This is a genomic window from Treponema denticola (assembly GCF_024181605.1).
Classification (GTDB): Bacteria; Spirochaetota; Spirochaetia; order Treponematales; family Treponemataceae; genus Treponema_B; species Treponema_B denticola_B.
The window spans coordinates 2,530,464-2,548,630 of the sequence record NZ_CP054477.1 but is presented as its reverse complement, the minus strand read 5'-3'; the positions used below and the strand labels follow the sequence as shown (position 1 = coordinate 2,548,630).

Below are 18,167 nucleotides of genomic sequence, written 5' to 3'. Positions count from 1 at the left end.
GTTTAGGCTCCGTATTCTAACAAAAAGTCGATTATGTTTTTGTGGATAATTCCGTCCTGAGTAAAATCCATAGAATCCAAGGAGAGTACATATTTGGGAAAGTTATCCTTGATTGCCTTATAAACACCGAATTCTCTTTCCCTTGTGGATTCATCTCCCATTTTATAAGCGACTTGATAATAAGAAACATCGTTTTCTCTTTTAGCTATAAAGTCAATTTCTTTGTCTTTTACCTTGCCTATTGTAACCTCATAACCTCTGGAACGAAGTTCAATATAAACAATATTTTCGAGCACTCTTTCGATGTCTTTCATATTGGAAAATCCTCGTGCCTGCCTAAACCCGTGATCCGTCAGATAGTATTTTTCGTCGATTTTAAGCACCTTTTTTCCCGCAGTATCGTAGCGGGGCACCTTTTTTATGATAAAAGCCTTACTGCAATAATCCAAATAATTAAGCACCGTATCTGCCGAAACATTTCTGTTTTCATTTTTAAAATAATTTTTTATACTGTTTGCAGAAAAGGTGTGCCCTATGTTTTCCATTGCATAATCTAGGATACGGTTAAAAATATCCACATCCCTTATATTATTGTACTGTAAAACATCTTTAACCAAAACGGTATTATAAACATCATTTAAGTATTTAAAAGACGGGACATCCTCCAAATTAAAATACTTCAAAAAAGGCATTCCTCCTGTTTTAACAAAAGCGAAAAACAAATCTTCCCTAGAAAGCAGCTTACCGTCAAAGCATCTTATGAATTCCCCAAAGCTGAAAGGTTGAATTTCAAATTCCACATATCTTCCGGCCAATAGACTTGCAAGATCTCCCGAAAGCAAGCCTGAATTTGAGCCTGTAAGATAAATATCGCAATCCAAATCAACCCGCAGTCCATTTATAACCTGCTCCCAATTTTCTACAAACTGTATTTCGTCAAAGAAAAAATATATTCTTCCGGTTAAGTCCTTGACTAAGGGCTTGAGGTATTCAATTAAGACTTCGGCCTTGTTTACCGTAAAAAGCTCTATGGATTCAAAATTAAGATAAATTTTATTTTTATCGGGTATGTGGCTAAAAACCTCATCTTTTATGAGCAGTAAAATAGTTGATTTTCCAACCCGTCTCATACCGGATAGAACCTTAATAATGGGCTTATCGGTAAACTGCCGGATTTTTTCCATATATCGGGATCTTACAATATAGCTCATTCCGTCACCTCTTATACTTCGATTATAGTCGAAATAAAAGATAAAATCAAGAAGAATTTCGATTATAGTCGATAAAATTAGTATTTTTTACTATAGTTTCGACTATAGTCGAAATATATAAGGATTTTTGTTATAATTTCGATTATAATCGAAATTATAGAACGGATTTATTTCTTATATATTTTGAAGATCGGCCGCTGCCGATAATTTTGATTAATCCATCCCTTAACATAGTGCCTAAGACAACCTCAACAGTTGTGGAGCTAATATCGGGATGAATTTTGCATATTTCAGATTTTGAAATTGGGGTAAGGCTGTTTAAAACACAGGCTTCAACTCTGGCCGTTTTTGTAACTTTTTTTCCGTGAAGAACGGCAAACCGCTTATCAAGTTCTTTATAACATCGATAAAGGGTGGACAAAAAGTTTTCGATAAAAGGGATATATTCATTTTTATTTTCATGCCAATAATATGAAGATTTTTTTAGAGAATTATAATAGTACGATTTATAATTATTTATCTGCTCCTCAAAAGAAACATATTTACCTACATCATATCCGTTTTTATATAACAAAAGTAAGGATAATAACCTTGACATTCTTCCGTTTCCGTCTTTAAAAGGGTGAATGCATAAAAAATCGAGAATGACACATGGTATCAATAATAACTGATTAATACCGCTGTCATCCCGTGCAGAAAGATAAGCAAGCTCCAATTGTTCCATTGCCCTAGGTGTTTCTTCAGCAGATATAGGCTGAAATCTGATTTTCCTATTTCCCTCTGCATCTACTTCAATTATAGAATTATTAGAAGTTTTAAACCGGCCGCCGTATTCATATCCGGCCGAGGACATTAAAATTTTATGAATATCCAAAATATCTTTAACCGTAAAATCAATATTTTTATAGGCTGAATGAATAGCAGCAAGAGAATCTCGATAACCTGCAATTTCGGCCTCATCATGATTAAGAGGAGCACTGTTTTGATTTACAATAGCATTTATTCTTTCATCGCTTGTAACAATACCTTCGAGTGCATTTGAGCTTTTGATAGATTGAATTCTTGCAACTGCTTCAAGTTCCGTAAAAACTTTTACATAATCTTGTTTTCTGTGTTTTGCCTCATTTTTAAGCTCTGCAATCCCTGAAGAAATATTCAAAAGCCCTGCCGGAAGCAAAGCATTTTTTGAAAAAGAATAATCGAATTTTCTCATAAGCCGCCTTTCTGCATAAAAATTATGCACTTCTATGCAGAAAAGTCAAGTCTTTCTGCATAAAAATCAAGAATTTTCATGCAGAAACTATGTGAAAGGCTTTATTTTAAGCCGCCTAAATTCAAATATTTTAGAACAGCGGCCAACACAGCAGAGGTTCCCTTATAAAATAAACTTTCATCCATATCAAATTTATCTGAGTGATGAGGATAAATACTACCGTCTTTCTGTATTATAGGATTGGATAAAACAAAAAACGTACCCGGAGCTTTTTGCAAAAAGTAGGCCATATCTTCACCGGCCATTGTAGGCACCGAAATTTCGTGAATAGAATCTTCTCCCAAAATTTCTTTTGTACTTTCAATAAAAAATTCCGTAAAACCTTTATCATTTATCAAAACAGGATATCTAAAATCATAAACCGTTTTTGCTTCGGCTCTGTAAGATTTTGAAATACCCGAAGCAATATCTTCAATCCTTTTAGCAATGAAGCTGCGTTCATTTTCATCAGCAGAACGTACCGTTCCTTCAATAAAAACTTCATCGGGTATGATATTAAAACCTGATCCGCCATGTATTTGCCCTACGGAAATTAGGGCATGAGAAGTTGGGGGAAGTTCACGGCTTATAATCTTTTGTAAACCGGAAACTATTTCACAGGCTATGGGAACAGGATCTACCGAAAGATACGGATAAGCACCATGAGCACCAAACCCTTTTATGATAATCTTGAATTTATCGGCTGCAGCAAAAAAAGGCCCCTTACATGCACCAATCTTTCCTTTTTCAACACCCGGATAAATATAACCGGCGTGAAGGCCTATAACGGCATCAACTTTTGGGTTTTCCATACAGCCCTCTTCGATCATGGGAAGGGCTCCTCCGGGATATTCTTCTCCCGGCTGGAAAAGAATTTTTACACAGCCCTTAAATTCCGATGACAGTTCCTTGAGTACCATACAGGCTCCAAGAGCCATAGCCATGTGTCCGTCATGGCCGCAGGCATGCATACAACCCTCATGCTTTGAGGAAAAACTTAGGCCGGTATTTTCTTTTATCGGTAAGGCATCCATATCGGCTCTAATTGCTATACATTTGCCCTTTTCTTTTCCCTCAATAAGTGCAACAATAGCATTGCCGTCAACAAGTTTATGATAAGGTATTTGTATAGCATCAAGCTGCCTACAAACATAGTCCACAGTTTTGGGAAGGGATAATTGCAATTCGGGAATCTGATGTAAGTCCCGCCTAATTTGAATAATCTTAGCTTCCTTTTGTTTAACCAAGTCAATTATATTATACATATTTAAATTAAACCTCCTTATGTAAATTGTATAATAAAGTATTGCACAGTCTTTTGCAAAAGTCAACACTAATTTTTTTGTTGATTGATTTTTTTAGCTTTTTCCTTTATACTTAATGAACGGTAGATATTTTAATAGAGAGACTCCTGTAATTATATGCTTTTATTTTTAGAAAATTTTTTGATAGTTCTTTTTTCTTCTCTTTTTGTATTCTCTAAAACCGGATCGTTTATAGTTATTCCATGCTTTATGATATTTTTTTCCATAGGGCTCTGGAGCGGTATGATACACAGCAATATAAAACCTTTTATTTTTATCGTCTTTGTTATATTTATAGCAGAATTCAATAGAAATCTTGCATTTTTTTCTCCCGTTTTTATCGCTATGAATTTAGAAGCCGAAGAAAATCAAAAGACCTTGTCACTTATTTTTAAATTTCTTCCTTTGTTGTGTGTTTTTTTTAATTTCGATCTTATTTTTTTTCTGTTTACTTTGATTATATTCTTCTATTCGGGTGTTAAGGAAAACTATTTACTTAAAACATTGGAAGTAACCGGCCTAAAAGACAAACTTGCCGAAAGCAAAATTAATTCGAAAAAAAGAGAGCGAATTTTAGAAAACGAGGTTTTAAAAAATGCTGAAGTTTTAATCCTCGCCGAAAGAAACAGAATTTCAGGAAGTCTTCATAATTCCATAGGTCACACACTTAGTGCCGGTATTTTACAGGTGAATGCACTAAAATATATTTCAAATCAGAAAGAAGTAAAAGACAGCTTAAATATTTTACAAAATTCTTTAGAAAACGGTATGACCGAAATAAGAGAATGTCTTCATAATATGCATAATGATTCTTTTAATTTACAAACAGGATTGGAAGAGCTTGTTGAAAACACAAAAAAACCTAAAATACAATTAACATATAAAGTAGACTCCATACCTTATGAGCTAAAATACGATATCTTTTCAATAGTAAAAGAAAGCCTTTCAAACACCATCAAACACAGCGGAGCAAGCGAATTGAATTTAAGCGTACTGGAACACATCGGCTTTTACTCTCTTATAATAAAAGATAACGGGCGAGGTTTTTCAGGAAAACAAATCAAAAATCTAAATTATGGAATAGGTTTAAAGGTTATAGCAGACCTTGTAGAAAAACATAGAGGTATAATTAAATTTTATTCCGAAAGCGGATTTAAAACCCATATCATATTTCCAAAAATAAAGGATAAATACAATGAAGATAATAATAGTTGATGATGATTGTCTTGTAGTTTCCTCTTTAAAAACCATATTAGCGGCCAACGGTTTCGATATTATTGCAACCGGCTCAAACGGAAGAGAAGCTATTACCCTCTTTAATGAATATAAACCGGATATTCTTTTAATGGATATAAGAATGGAAAATATGACCGGAATAGAAGCAAGCGAAAAAATTCTAGCCGAACATAAGGATGCAAAAATATTATTGCTTACAACCTTTAACGATGAAGAATATATTACAAAGGCAATTAACTTCGGATGTAAGGGTTATATATTAAAACAAAACATAGATTCTTTGGTACCTGCATTAAACGCAGTCGGTGCAGGAAGCATTGTATTCGATTCGGAGATAATATCAAAAATCCCTCAAACAAAACCGGCCCGCTCTCAATTTTCAGACGACTTAAATGACAGGGAAACGGATGTTTTGGAATTGGTTGCAGATGGGCTTAATAATAAAGAAATAGCAAACCGCCTTAGTTTAAGTGAAGGGACTGTCCGCAATTATGTTTCTTCCATACTCGAAAAACTGAATTTAAGAGACAGAACACAATTGGTCGTATATTATTATACAAAATAGGAGGACATTGATTGAAAAAAGAAAAAAACAAGAGTCAAAAATTTTTAGCTTGGTATACAAGAGTTATTCAAGAACAAAAAAAAGGACTCTATGACTTTAATCAAAAAATATATATTACAATTGTAAGTTTTGTAAATAATGATCTTTTAATCACTGCGGCCGCGGGGGCATATAATTTTTTAATGTCCGCTCTCCCTGTTTTTATTTTAACATTAACTATTTTACTCCGTGTCTTAAAACAAAGCCCTCAGCAAATAAAAGAAGCTATCAGAGCTCTTTCAATTTTTCAAAACACGGTTAATCTTGACAGATTTTTTCATTTTTTATTGAACGTGAACAGCTTTTCTTTTTTTGAGTTTATTGTTTTGATTTTTGTTTTATGGATGGCCAGACGTTTTTTTGCCACCATTCAACATTCAATCAGAAAAGTATACCGTAAGAAAATAAAAATCACCCCTTTAAAAACTAGCCTGATAGTTATTCTAGGGGAAATAATTGTTGTCATCTTGCTTGTTTTTCTATTTATATTTTTAATAACAGGTTCTGCGGTATTTAGAAGTGATTTTGCTCAACCTGTTTTTTCGCCGAATTTATTCAGTCTTTTAAGAAATCTATTTAGATTTATTCCCGTCATTTTTATGCAGCTATTTGTCTGTTTGATATATTATTTGATGCCGCCTATAAAACCTTCTTTTAAAACGGCTTTGCTTTCATCTGCAGCCTGCACCATATCTTATTATTTTATAAAGATATTTTTTATTTTTTTTGGGTCTACCGTCAAATTTACATTTGTATACGGCCTTTTTACAAATGTAATACTTGTCTTAATTCAAGTCTGGTTTTTCTTTTTCTTCTTTGTGTTTTTTGCACAGTTTATGTATGTTAATCAGTTTTTTAATAGTTTTATAATCTCACAACTTTATAGGCTTCCAAAAGAAGATGCTCCCGGTTTTTTTAATCAGCTTTTAAGGCATCTTTTTATTAGCCCGCCAAAAGAATATAGAAAACAAGCTATAGAAATAAAAGCAGGAGAAACTATTTTTAATTATGAAGATGAATCAAGTGAAATTTACTACATAATAGAAGGATCCGTAAGGGTCACAAGGTTAAACAAAATTTTAAATTTCGAAAAAGGCGACTTATTCGGAGAGCTTGCCTGTCTTTTAAACGGAAAAAGAACGGGTACGGCTATTGCTGTAACGGACTGTCTTTTAGCCGTTGTTCCCGAAAATCTTTTTTTAGAAGCGATTTCAATCGATGGAAATGTTTCAAGGCAGGCCTTAAAAATTTTAGCCGAATCTTTAATCGACCAAAATTGAAATTGAAAGAACCTCGAAAAATTTCAGTTCTTCGAGGTTCTGCTTAAACTTATTTCTTTTTATTAATCAACTTTAAGGTATAGTTTCCTAAAAAACCTCCGGCAACAAGGAAAATTAAGAATATCCATCCTGAAAGTGAAAAGTTTGCAATTGGAGTATACAAGGCACCGACATTACATCCGTTTGAAAGCCTTGTTCCAAAGCCCATCGCAAAACCGCCGATTGCAAAAACTATAACGTCTTTTACCCTAATTTTTAACTCCGCCTTAAAGCTTTTTGTAAAGCTTCCTGCAAGAAGGAGACATATTGCAGTACCGGCTACAATACCTATGTTTTGAACGAAAACCGGATGCTCGAAGAAAGGCATTGTATAAGGCTTCGGTTTACCTCCGGTAAAAGCAACAATGAAATCAACACTCATACCAAAAAACTTTAACAGTCTTCCGAACCAAAAGCCAAAAGGAGTCGAAGCGCCCCAACCTTCCTTTGTAACACCCATCAAAAGAGTAAACAAAACAGAAAGTAAAACAGCCCCCATAGTTAAAGACCAAGGTTCAACAAAAAGTTTTTTGTAAGTTGTTTCACTAAAAAATTTATAGTTATGTGTATCAAGTTCTTTTACTGCATCCTGATCTTTTTCGGAACCTACACCTGAATATTTGTTTTGCTTTTTCCTTTTACTTTCATACATATATGAAATTACAACAACAATGCCTGCAAATAAAGCTGTTACAATGATTGCTCCTAGATATCCGCCCTTTCCATTTGAAGCGAACCAATCGGGTATAAAGACACCGCTGCCTGTTCCGCTTTTAAATAATGAATCTTTGATCCATGACTGTTTAGCCTGAATGGGAAGACCTACAAAAACACCTATTCCGAAAAATAAAAGAGTAATAAGAGCTCGCGGTAAACCCGTAACCAAGTCCGTAAGAGTTCCTGTTGCACAGCAAGAGGAATAACTCATGCCGAAACCGAATAGGAGGCCTCCTAAGATTAGGCCTAAGTTTATAGGATTAATCCAAAGGTCATAGTTTTTAACATCTCCAAAAATAAGAAAGGCAGAAGTAAGAATTGCAGAAATTACGAACATCAACATCAAAGCTCTCATAAGTTTGGTGGAGCCTGTTCGATATGCTCTGTTTACACTTCCTGCAAAGCCGAACAATGAACGGGTTAAAACATAGCCTAAGGCTATTCCTATAACCCATCTAAAAAATAACATATCCGTCTTTAATAAAGCGGAACCCAAAACAATGCTTAAAATCAGCACTGCAAAACCGATAATGTTTTCGATTTTTTTCATACAAAACTCCTTATAAACTATTATGTACTTTTTCTTTTCGGCGGGTACCGAATCTATAAAATAGAAAACCCAGCAACGTCCAAGCTATCAAAAAAAACATTGAACCCTTTGTCAGCTGTGCCGGTGAACCCGGAATTAAAAGAAGGCCTATAAATATCAAACCTATAAGACCCGAAAAAGCACACATTGTTTTTTCAAATAAATTTTTACCTTTTCTGACTCCTATTATACCCACATAGGTATAAGCCAATGCAGCCAACACGGAGGCCATATCCACAATCAAAATAATTACTTCTCGTCCTATCCATGGTCCTATTAAACTTATGCCCGTAATAAACAAAATTGCATTCGGGTATAAATTCTTATCGTTCTTTTTACCCAAAAAAGCCGGAGAAAGCTTTTCATTGGACAAGGCTCCAAGCAATTTACTGCTGCTTATCATAAAGCCGTTAATACCTCCGGTAACAGCCGAAAAAATTGCAATGAGTAAAAAGAAAAAACCGATAAAGCCGGTCTTGCTTGTTACTGATGAGGCGACTGCCCACTCAACCTTAGCAGCTTCTTCAGGGCCATAGCTCAAAGCTCCTATCATGTTTAAAAGGCTGTATAGCAAGATGCCGAAAATTATGGAAATAATCGTAGGCAAATGTGTCTTAGACGGAGCAAACCCCAAATCGCAGGACACTTGCGGAACTACATCAAAGCCCACAAACAAAAAAGGAATTATAGCTATTATCGATGCGGTTTTTGCCAAAGATATTTTATCATAGCCCAAATAATTATCGAAAAAGACTTTTAAATCGCTTTTTCCCAAAATTATAAAAAATAAAACTATAACGATAAGCACAAGCGCAGAGCTCATGATGTTTTGTATCTTTGCACTTAAAGAAAGCCCTCTTAAATTGATTATAGTGAAAACTATAATCGGAGCTGAGGCTATAAGAATATCGGCAAGATAGACACTTGTTTGGCCAAAATCATACATATAGCCCCATAGCATCGCTTTACCGAAAATCTTACGCAATATAAGAACATAAGCTGTTGCATTTAAAGGTATCATGCTCAAATAACAAAGACTCAATGACCAGCCTACAACAAAACCGTGTACCTTTCCCATATTTGTCAAGGTATAGGAAAATTCACCGCCCTCGCCTACATGATTGCTAAGCATAACCTGATAAGCCTTTTGTATTACTATAACAAAAAGGCCACCTATACAAAGGCCAAGGACGGTATTTATAACCCCCGAATTAGGTAAAAAAAGAGTTCCCGGCAAAATAAAAGAACCCCATCCGATAATTGAACCTATTACAAGATTTAAAACATCGAATTTTGACAGCCCCTTTACCTTTGCCGGTATTTTTTTATCTTCCAAAAGCTTTTTCCTATCTAAAATTATATTTAGTAACTATCGGCTTTCGGTTTTGAGTAATGTCATTAAAGTATTCATAAAGACTTATGCCTAAAAATGAACCCATAATATTTACTATGTTCTTATATCCTTTTCCTTTTAAAGCACAAAGAGCATTGTAGCTTCTCTGGCTTGAGCGGCAATGTACATATACAGGCTTATCTTTCGGAATCTCATTCATTCTTTCTCGTAATTGACTCAAAGGAATATTTACGGCATTTAAAAGATGGCCCGCTTCAAATTCCTTGGGCTCGCGGACATCAACAATAAAAGCATTGTTTTCTACAAGCTCTCTTACCATTGTAACTGGAACCTGCTTATACACTCCGTTTAAAATATTTAAGCCTACAAGAGCTGCATGGTTAACAATATCCTTTGCAGTCCCGAACATCGGGGAATAACAAAGCTCCAACTCTTTTAAGTCCTCCAAGGTTCCGCCCAACATAATAAATGAAGCTATAACATCTATACGCTTATCGACATTTCCTTTTCCTATTGCTTGTGCTCCTAAAATCTTACCGGAAGGCTTGGCAAAAATCAGCTTAAAGAAAAGAGGATGTGCATCCGGCATAAGACCTACCTTATCTCCGGGAATAACATAGACAAAATCGTAATTAATTCCTTGGGCCTGACATTCTCTTTCATTGAGACCTGTGCACGCAGCATTATAATCAAAGCATTGGATAACCGAAGAGCCGATAACTCCTGTGTTTCGATGAGGAATGCCGTACATATCATCTGCAGCTGCTCTGGCCTGTCTTTGTGCGGGGCCTGCAAGAGTAAGTCTCGTTTTCTTCTTTGTTATAAAATGACTTACTTCAATAGCATCTCCTACAGCATAAATATCTTCTACACTGGTACGATAATTATGATCTACTAAAATAGCTCCCGTATCTCCAAGTTTTACACCTGCACCTTGAGCTAAAGCAACTTCAGGACGAACACCCAATGACAGAACAACAGCTCCGGCATCAATCTTTTTGCCGCTCTCGAGGATAATAAAACCGTCTCCTATCTCTTTTATTCCGTCGCCTAAAACTAAGTTTACGCCCTTATCATGTATTTCTTTATGAAGAATTTGGGCCATATCATAATCAAACGGAGCCATTACCTGAGGAAGTTTTTCTACAAGAGAAACATTTTTACCTGCAAGCTTAAAGTTTTCTGCAACCTCAATACCGATAAACCCTGCCCCTATAACCGCAATATCTTTTACATTATTGTCATTAACATAATCATCAAGTTTTTTAATGTCAACAACATTCCTTACGGTAAAAACATGAGGCTTATCATATCCCGTTATAGAACGCGGAACCACAGGTGCGGCCCCCGGAGAAAGAACTAGAACATCGTAAGATTCTTCAAATTCCTTACCGGTATTTAAGTCTTTTACCTTAACGATTTTTTTTGATGAATCGACAGCTAATACCTCATGAGAGGTCTTTGCAATAATATTATATTGCTTCTTAAACTTTTCAGGACTCATCAAAACAAGATTCTCGCTTTCGGGAACAATCCTGCTCAAAAAAAAGGGTAAGGCACAATTTGAAAAAGATACATTGGGACCTTTTTCAAACATAATGACTTCAGCATTTTCATCCAAGCGTCTAACTCTTGCAGCTACAGAAGCTCCGCCTGCCACGCCTCCTACAATCACAACCTTTTTTGCCATAAATTTCTCCTTAAAATAAAATTTATTCTTCATTGATTTTTTCAAACATTTTTTTATAATATAAAGCAACGGGATCATCCGGAAATATGCCCAAAACTTTATCAAAATATTTAGCTGCAGATACAGCTCCTTCATTCGATAAAGCCTTTAAAGCATTTTCCATGCAGCCCTGAGAGCTGTACTTTAAATCACGAATAAAACTATCATCACAATCATAAACTTCATATAAAAATGTTTCTTTGTTCGATGAGTTTTTAACCATTCGTATAGGCCTAATATAATGTTCGGAAACATCATTAAGAGCCTCATAAATTTTATCGGAAATAATCATATAGGAACAATATTTTTTTGTAGACTCCTGCAAAACTTCTGCGATGTGGTAGGAATTGGAAATAATAATACTATCCATTCGTGTTGAATTACCTATGATACCTAAAAGAATATCCCCCATATCAATTCCTATACCCACTTTTATAGGGGATGAGTTAGGAGCTGCAATGCTATTATCGCGAATAGCCTTTTGTATAGCGATTCCGCACGAAAGAGCTGCATTTGCTCCATCAGGAAATAATGCAAAAAAACCATCCCCCAAATATTTTGTTATTACACCATTATGTTTCCGGACAATTGGGGCTACCAATGCAAAATACTCATTCAATAATTCAAAAACTTGATTCGGGGCAAGTTTTTCTGAAGTACGGGTAAAGGAACGGATATCTATCGAAAGGATGGGCATTGTAAGCTCAACACTATCTCCCAGTTTGACATCCGTTATGGATTTTTTATTTAAAAGTTCTACAATTTGATCCGGCACAAACCGAATAAGAGAGCTATTTATAAGCTTCATTTCTACACTTAGATCTTCTATTTTATTTATTGAACCGGAATAGTCATCCAAAACCATTATCGACAATATGATAACTGCAAAAACCGTTCCTATCTGAATAAAAAATTCTCCCGGTATAATACTTAAAGAAACCAATAAGTCATAAACACCGAATAAAAACAATACGGATGTCGCAATAAATATCCATACGGAAAATTCTTTCTTTTTTTTCAAACCTATTATTGCAATACTGATAATATAACTTACACAAAACAAAGCAAAAACTTGGTAGTAACCCAATAAAAATGTTGAAACTTCAGGCGGAAGAATTATAGTGGAAATTGCATATAAAATTGATACGGATAATATAATGATATAAGGAATCTTAAATCGTAATTTTAAAGCCTTAGTTATAAAAATCGTAAATAAAATTATAGGCAGAGGAACGGTAACACACCTCATAATAAAATTAAATAACCATGGAGTATTGAGAAATAAAATATCAAAAATATAAGGATAAAAGAAAATCCCTCGCAAAGCCAGCACCATACAGGTCAAAGCAAACCAAATTACAAAGGATGAATCTTTATGAAAAAATGACAGCATAAAGAAAAATAAAGCAACCGAAAAAGTTACGGCAAATATCATACCGGAAAAAATCAGGTCTTCTTTAAACATTGTTCCTATTTGAGTGGACTCCCCCAAAATAATCGGGCCTGAAATATAACCTTTATTATTAAAAAAATTGGAAACATTAATAACTATATTGGAGGTTCCATCTTTTAAGGGCCTAAAAGCTATTTGAGAAGATCTGGTTCCCGGTCTTTCCGTTTCCCGATCTATACCGGGCTGCCCCTGCCTTTCAAGATCCATTCCATTTATTACAATACTGCAGCTGCTAAAAATAAGGGGGACTTGAATTGCATAAATAGTTTCCGGATCCATACCATATAATTCTAAACCGTAAGATCCGTAACCAAACACATTCCCTAAATCTTTACTTGAAAAATCACCGGGGACCTTAGCATAAGATTCTTCAGTGCTGTTTCTTAAAGAATAAAATTGATTAGGCGTATAATGGAAATCTCCGCTTAAAGAAAAAAGGGCCGTCCCTGATAAGGTCTTAGCAGGAAGACTCACTTTACCGTTTTTTACTTCCAAATTTATGACTTTTTGCTCATAAATAGGTTTAAACAAATTAGTTAGACACAAAAGAATCAATAGAAAACAAAAAGGAATAGATCCTAAAAATAACCGTTTCTTTTCTACCGTCATAATTTTTTTACCTCATATATTCTAACCGGTTCATCTTTTCCTCTAAATCTTACCAAGCCGTTATATTCAAATTTAACCTTATTTATAGAGAGATTTGTTATATTCTTTTTAACAACTTCGCTGATAAAAATATTTACTCTTTTTTTTAGAGCATAAAAATGAAGTCTGGAAGCAACATTAACAACATCGGATATAACGGTACTATCCATTCTTTCTTCTTCTCCAATCGTACCAAGCATAAGCCTTCCGTAATGAATACCTACAGCAAGGTCTATTTTAGGCAATTTACTTATTTCCCTCTCCATATTTTCAAATTGAACTACGGATTTAATTTCAAGCATACACTTTATAACATCATCCGCCGAGCCGTGAAAAAGCACCATTAAACCTTCAGTTAAATATTTATCGATAAATCCGTTATGAGCCTGAATAATAGGATTGATATTTGCCAAAGTATAATTATAAATTTTAAGAAGGCCAAGTCTGTCTTTTTCTGTTTCTAAGTCTGTATAAACACCTAAATGAATGAAGGCTATATACATGTCTTTTAAAATATTATCTCCTAACTTAATATCGACATGTTTTTTTCTTAAAAAATTCATAAATTCGTTAGGAACAAATTTTGCAAGAGCTTCGTTTGTCGCTTCTATCTGCTTCGTAATTCCGATAACCCTATCAGAGCTGTCTCTAAAATTACGCAAAACAACAATGGCCATTGGAATCAATAAGACCAAAACACCTATATGTGATAGGAAAAAGCCCTGTATAATCCTATTTGCAATTAAAACATCTCTTACACCTAAAATTAAAAAGATTGAAAAACCAGTCAAAAAAAGGATTGCTGATGCATCTTTTTTTAAAGCAGCCCTGATGACGACTATTATATTATATACGGCAAACAATAAAACATAAATTTGAGCATGTTGAAGCAGTGCGGCCGAAAGTCTGATAGGAGCAAAAATATTTATGATAATGTACAATATTCCGGGAGCAAGCATAACAAACCAATATCTTTTTTTTATTTTGCTAAAAAGATTGTTTATAAACAATGCTGCAAACATAATGCCCAATGGAAGAGTGATATAACCTATTCTAAAAAGCGACTCCCCGCTAATGCCGGGTATTATTGTTGTAAGTAAAAATTCGTCGTAACAGCAGATCCTTAAACAAAAATTAGCGGCTAACAAACCGAAATAAAGGGACTGCTTTTCTTTAGGATAAAAAATAAATAAAGAGATAAAAAAAGCGGCAGCCAACAAAAGAATGCCGGCCAGTATAGTTAGAGTTAAAACGCTTGCATTTTTTGCATTTAACAGGTCAGAGTAAAAACCGAATTCTATGGGCTTTAAAAAGCCGGCCTTATTATCACTAAAATTAGAAACATGAAAAACTAATGTTACCTCTTCCTTTCCAAAAGTCGGGAGAGTAATAAACGGGGCATCCCAATCAAGTTTTTCAAATTTACGGGAATTACCTACAATACCACTTCTATAAATTTCCTTTCCTTCAAGGTATGCAATAAATGCTGAAGAAACTGTTGTTGTTTTTATTGCGTATACACCATCTGAAGAAAGATTTTTTATTCTTAGGGCATAGGTTCCATATCCGTAAACGGACAACCCGTCTCCATACTTATGCCACGATGTATTTATATTCTCATAACGGGAGTATTTACCGAAATCTTCCAGAGGGTCAACAAATTTGTTTGGAATAAAAATCCACTCACCTTCGAGGACTTGTATATCACCTACAGATATATTTTCAGCATCAAAAACACCCTTTACAACAGTATCTAAAAGAGGCTCGGCAGACTTTATACACGAAGCTAAAAACAGGGAACAGATAAAAATCAGAGTAAACTTTTTCACACACTTACTCCACAAGTGAGGATCTTGTAGGTAAAAGCATATACTCAATAGCGGATATTGTCAATAGGTTATGATTATTTATGAAAAGCTTCTTCAATACGGCTTATTAAATTTTCCGAGGCTATAAATTCCATTTCAGTATTGTTATCAAGCTCCACCTTTAATACAGCTGTCCCTTTATGAATTCCCAGCAACACGTCTTTAACTTTTTCTTCTTTTATGATTGTGGAAACTCGCACATACCCTAAAGAAAGATTTCTATCAAGAGTATTAAGGTCAAAAAGTTCTACAATTTCTTTAGAATCTAAAATAAAATAGGCTTTTAAAATAAAGGCATCGGCTTTATTATGTAAGGTAAAATTAAAATATGCATCTGAAACATATTCTCTTTGCTTCATTTGATAGGTAAAATCGGCCATTACATGGCTTGAAGTGTCTTTTTCACCCTTTAGCACCATTTTTTCGGGACGGATATAGTATTTCATATTACCTGATTCCATATAAGCCGTAATAACTTTTTCTTTCCCTGAAGGAAGGGTACTTATACATGAAGAAAACAAAAACAAAAATGATATTAAAACAAAAAAATACTTTTTCATAGAATTAAAAAACAACCCCACTATCAAACTAGTGAGGTTGTAGAAGCTATAATAGCTTATTCCCCTGTAACAACTGTAGTTATGACAACATAGGGAATAACAGGGCTTGCTGGCCAGTTTACTTTAACATCAACTGTTCCTACTTTTGTGATACCGCCATTTTTTGCAGCTTGAGCAATTCCGCCTTCACCTTTTAAAGGGAATGCGAAAACAAAAGCTTGAGAAGCTTCACCGGTCTTTCGTCCTACAACGCCTGAAGCACCTGCAACAGGTACTACTGTTGAACATGATGCAATTAAAATAGCAGCAAGTACAACAAACAAAACTAAAGCAATTTTTTTCATTAGTAACTCCTTAAATTATTAGTATACATATAGGCTTAGCATTTTTTTTTATTTATGTCAACATAGGGCTCTCTCATTATTACATATTTTTTAAAAAAAATATCGTTTTTTGTAGTTTAAGTGACAAACAATAAGAATTATGCTAAAATATCCCGATATAAATATTAAATACAAAATAAACTTAATAAGGGGCTTTTATGAATAAAATCTTTAAACAAATAGAAAAAATAGGCATTGTACCTGTCATTGTTTTAGACAATGAAAAAGATGCTCTTCCATTGGGGAAAGCCCTCTCTGCCGCCGGACTTTTTTGTGCCGAAATCACATTTAGAACGGAAGCAGCTGAAAAAGCTATTAAAGTTTTTGCAAAAAACTTTCCGGATTTTCTTGTAGGAGCAGGCACGGTTCTCTCCCCGGAACAAGCCGACAAAGCTATCGCTGCAGGAGCCAAGTTTATCGTCAGCCCCGGACTCAATCCCAAGGTTGTAGAGCATTGCATTAAGTCAGGCTACCCGATAATTCCGGGAGTTTCCACCGCGGGAGAAATCGAGCAAGCTATGAGTTTCGGCCTTGAAACAGTCAAGTTTTTTCCGGCTGAGGCTGCAGGAGGCTTAAAATTTATAAAAGCCATTTCCGCCCCTTACCCGAACATAAAATTTATGCCGACCGGAGGAATAAACGCCCAAAATATTGCGGAATATGCGGCTTTTTCAAAGGTAATAGCCTGCGGCGGAAGCTGGATGGTTTCAAAAGAGCTTATATCTTCAAAAGACTTTAAAAAAATAGAAGAAGAGTCTGCCATTGCATTACAAATAGTAAAAGAAGCTAGAAATCCTAAAAAAAGTCCGGGGGCTTTAACGGCCTTATCTTCCAATTCAAAACCCTCAACTGAAACAAACCAAGCACCTAAAGTTATAACCATGGGCGAAATTATGCTTCGCCTTTCCCCCACAGGTTTTAACCGTTTTGTTCAAGCCGACGCCCTGGAATTGGTTTTCGGCGGAGCGGAGGCAAACGTCGCAGTTTCTTTAGCCAACTTCGGAATGCGGCCCTCATACATAACAAAACTGCCGGCCCATGAAATAGGCCAAGCGGCAGTAAATTCCTTGCGCCGGTACGGGGTAGATGTTTCAGGCATAGTCCGCGGAGGGAAGCGTGTAGGTATCTATTTTTTAGAAAAAGGAGCTTCTCAGCGTGCCTCCAAGGTAATATATGATAGGGCTAATTCTGCCATTGCCGAAGCCTCTCCGAGCGACTTTAACTGGAAAGAAATTTTTAAAGGAGCCTCATGGTTCCATTTTACAGGGATCACTCCCGCTTTAAGTAAAAATGCTGCCGAAATTTGCCTCGAAGCCTGCAAGACGGCAAGGTCAATGGGTATAACGGTTTCATGCGACCTTAACTACCGCAAAAAACTTTGGACTCCCGATGAAGCAAAAGAAACAATGAGCAGTATCTGCGAATTTGTCGATATCTGTATTTCAAATGAAGAAGACGCTGAAAAGGTTTTCGGCATAACCTCAAAAAATACGGATGTAAGTTCCGGCAAGCTGAATGAAAAAGGCTATAAAGAGGTTGCTGCAAAATTGTGCAAAAAATTCGGTTTTCAAAAAGTAGGAATAACCCTGAGAGAATCCACCTCAGCCAGCGAAAATAACTGGTCGGCCATGCTTTATACAAAAGGCAAAGCCTATTTTAGCAAAAAATACACAATGCAAGTTATTGACAGACTGGGAGGCGGCGACAGTTTTGCTGCAGCCTTAATCTGTGCAGAATTAAAAGGCTTTAAACCTCAAAAACAAATCGACTTTGCTTCAGCCGCCTCTTGCTTAAAACACTCCATAAACGGCGACTTTAACCAAGTTTCTTTTGATGAAGTTTTAACTCTTGCCCAGGGAGATGCTTCAGGAAGGGTTCAGCGGTAAGGGAAGGGGTTATCATCATCTTAAGAAATTAATTTTTATCTAAAGCCGTGTTTT

The 18,167-nt window shown here is 35.3% G+C and carries 14 protein-coding genes; 4 read left to right on the top strand and 10 right to left on the bottom strand.

All coding sequences use genetic code 11. The features are described 5' to 3' along the window. Positions 1–2 precede the first annotated feature (2 nt). The 3 genes from E4N80_RS12005 to E4N80_RS11995 all read right to left on the bottom strand — a co-directional run bounded on the left by E4N80_RS12005 (position 3) and on the right by E4N80_RS11995 (position 3,728). A complete protein-coding gene (locus E4N80_RS12005; RefSeq protein ID WP_253699404.1) occupies positions 3–1,211 on the bottom strand; it encodes an ATP-binding protein in 1,209 nt (402 codons plus the stop codon). A gap of 154 nt (positions 1,212–1,365) precedes the next feature. Next, positions 1,366–2,424 carry a Fic family protein gene (locus tag E4N80_RS12000; protein ID WP_253699403.1) on the bottom strand — a complete coding sequence of 353 codons (1,059 nt, stop codon included), beginning with the start codon at positions 2,422–2,424 and terminating at the stop codon, positions 1,366–1,368. A 101-nt stretch (positions 2,425–2,525) separates the two neighbouring features. Next, positions 2,526–3,728, bottom strand: a complete 1,203-nt coding sequence (locus tag E4N80_RS11995; RefSeq protein ID WP_253699402.1) for a M20 metallopeptidase family protein — start codon at positions 3,726–3,728, stop codon at positions 2,526–2,528. A gap of 156 nt (positions 3,729–3,884) precedes the next feature. Here E4N80_RS11995 and E4N80_RS11990 point away from each other — a divergent pair, with 156 nt between their 5' ends. Genes E4N80_RS11990 through E4N80_RS11980 form a run of 3 tightly spaced genes read left to right on the top strand, consistent with a single transcriptional unit; the run spans position 3,885 to position 6,887 of the window. Next, positions 3,885–4,982: a sensor histidine kinase gene (locus E4N80_RS11990; protein ID WP_253699401.1), complete on the top strand. Its 1,098-nt coding sequence runs from the start codon at positions 3,885–3,887 to the stop codon at positions 4,980–4,982. Continuing rightward, positions 4,963–5,568, top strand: a complete 606-nt coding sequence (locus tag E4N80_RS11985; RefSeq protein WP_253699400.1) for a response regulator — start codon at positions 4,963–4,965, stop codon at positions 5,566–5,568. Before E4N80_RS11990 ends, E4N80_RS11985 begins: the two co-directional genes overlap by 20 nt. Positions 5,569–5,579: 11 nt before the next feature. Next, entirely contained in the window at positions 5,580–6,887 is a 1,308-nt protein-coding gene (locus E4N80_RS11980) for a YhjD/YihY/BrkB family envelope integrity protein (RefSeq protein ID WP_253699399.1), read from the top strand. Positions 6,888–6,936: 49 nt separating this feature from the next. Here E4N80_RS11980 and E4N80_RS11975 read toward each other — a convergent pair whose 3' ends face one another. The 7 genes from E4N80_RS11975 to E4N80_RS11945 all read right to left on the bottom strand — a co-directional run bounded on the left by E4N80_RS11975 (position 6,937) and on the right by E4N80_RS11945 (position 16,188). Continuing rightward, positions 6,937–8,193: a YeeE/YedE family protein gene (locus E4N80_RS11975; protein ID WP_253699398.1), complete on the bottom strand. Its 1,257-nt coding sequence runs from the start codon at positions 8,191–8,193 to the stop codon at positions 6,937–6,939. Between the two features lie 10 nt (positions 8,194–8,203). Further along, the gene (locus E4N80_RS11970; protein WP_253699397.1) at positions 8,204–9,568 is read right to left on the bottom strand and encodes an APC family permease; all 1,365 of its coding nucleotides are present in this window, start codon (positions 9,566–9,568) and stop codon (positions 8,204–8,206) included. Positions 9,569–9,578: 10 nt separating this feature from the next. Continuing rightward, on the bottom strand, positions 9,579–11,276 hold the full coding sequence (locus E4N80_RS11965) for an FAD-dependent oxidoreductase (RefSeq protein WP_253699396.1): 1,698 nt from the start codon (positions 11,274–11,276) through the stop codon (positions 9,579–9,581). A gap of 22 nt (positions 11,277–11,298) precedes the next feature. Further along, complete coding sequence (locus E4N80_RS11960) at positions 11,299–13,377, bottom strand: adenylate/guanylate cyclase domain-containing protein (RefSeq protein ID WP_253699395.1); 2,079 nt, start codon at positions 13,375–13,377, stop codon at positions 11,299–11,301. Further along, positions 13,374–15,245, bottom strand: coding sequence for an adenylate/guanylate cyclase domain-containing protein (locus E4N80_RS11955; RefSeq protein ID WP_253699394.1), 1,872 nt, complete (start codon positions 15,243–15,245; stop codon positions 13,374–13,376). Before E4N80_RS11955 ends, E4N80_RS11960 begins: the two co-directional genes overlap by 4 nt. A 74-nt stretch (positions 15,246–15,319) precedes the next feature. Then, positions 15,320–15,844, bottom strand: coding sequence for a hypothetical protein (locus E4N80_RS11950; protein ID WP_253699393.1), 525 nt, complete (start codon positions 15,842–15,844; stop codon positions 15,320–15,322). Between the two features lie 56 nt (positions 15,845–15,900). Further along, positions 15,901–16,188 (bottom strand): TRL-like family protein, encoded by a 288-nt coding sequence (locus E4N80_RS11945; RefSeq protein ID WP_253699392.1) that lies wholly within the window; start codon positions 16,186–16,188, stop codon positions 15,901–15,903. A 197-nt stretch (positions 16,189–16,385) separates the two neighbouring features. On the opposite strand from E4N80_RS11945, the gene E4N80_RS12940 reads away from it, so the two are divergent. Continuing rightward, a complete protein-coding gene (locus E4N80_RS12940) occupies positions 16,386–18,113 on the top strand; it encodes a KHG/KDPG aldolase/sugar kinase fusion protein (protein WP_301338665.1) in 1,728 nt (575 codons plus the stop codon). The last annotated feature ends 54 nt before the right edge of the window (positions 18,114–18,167 follow it).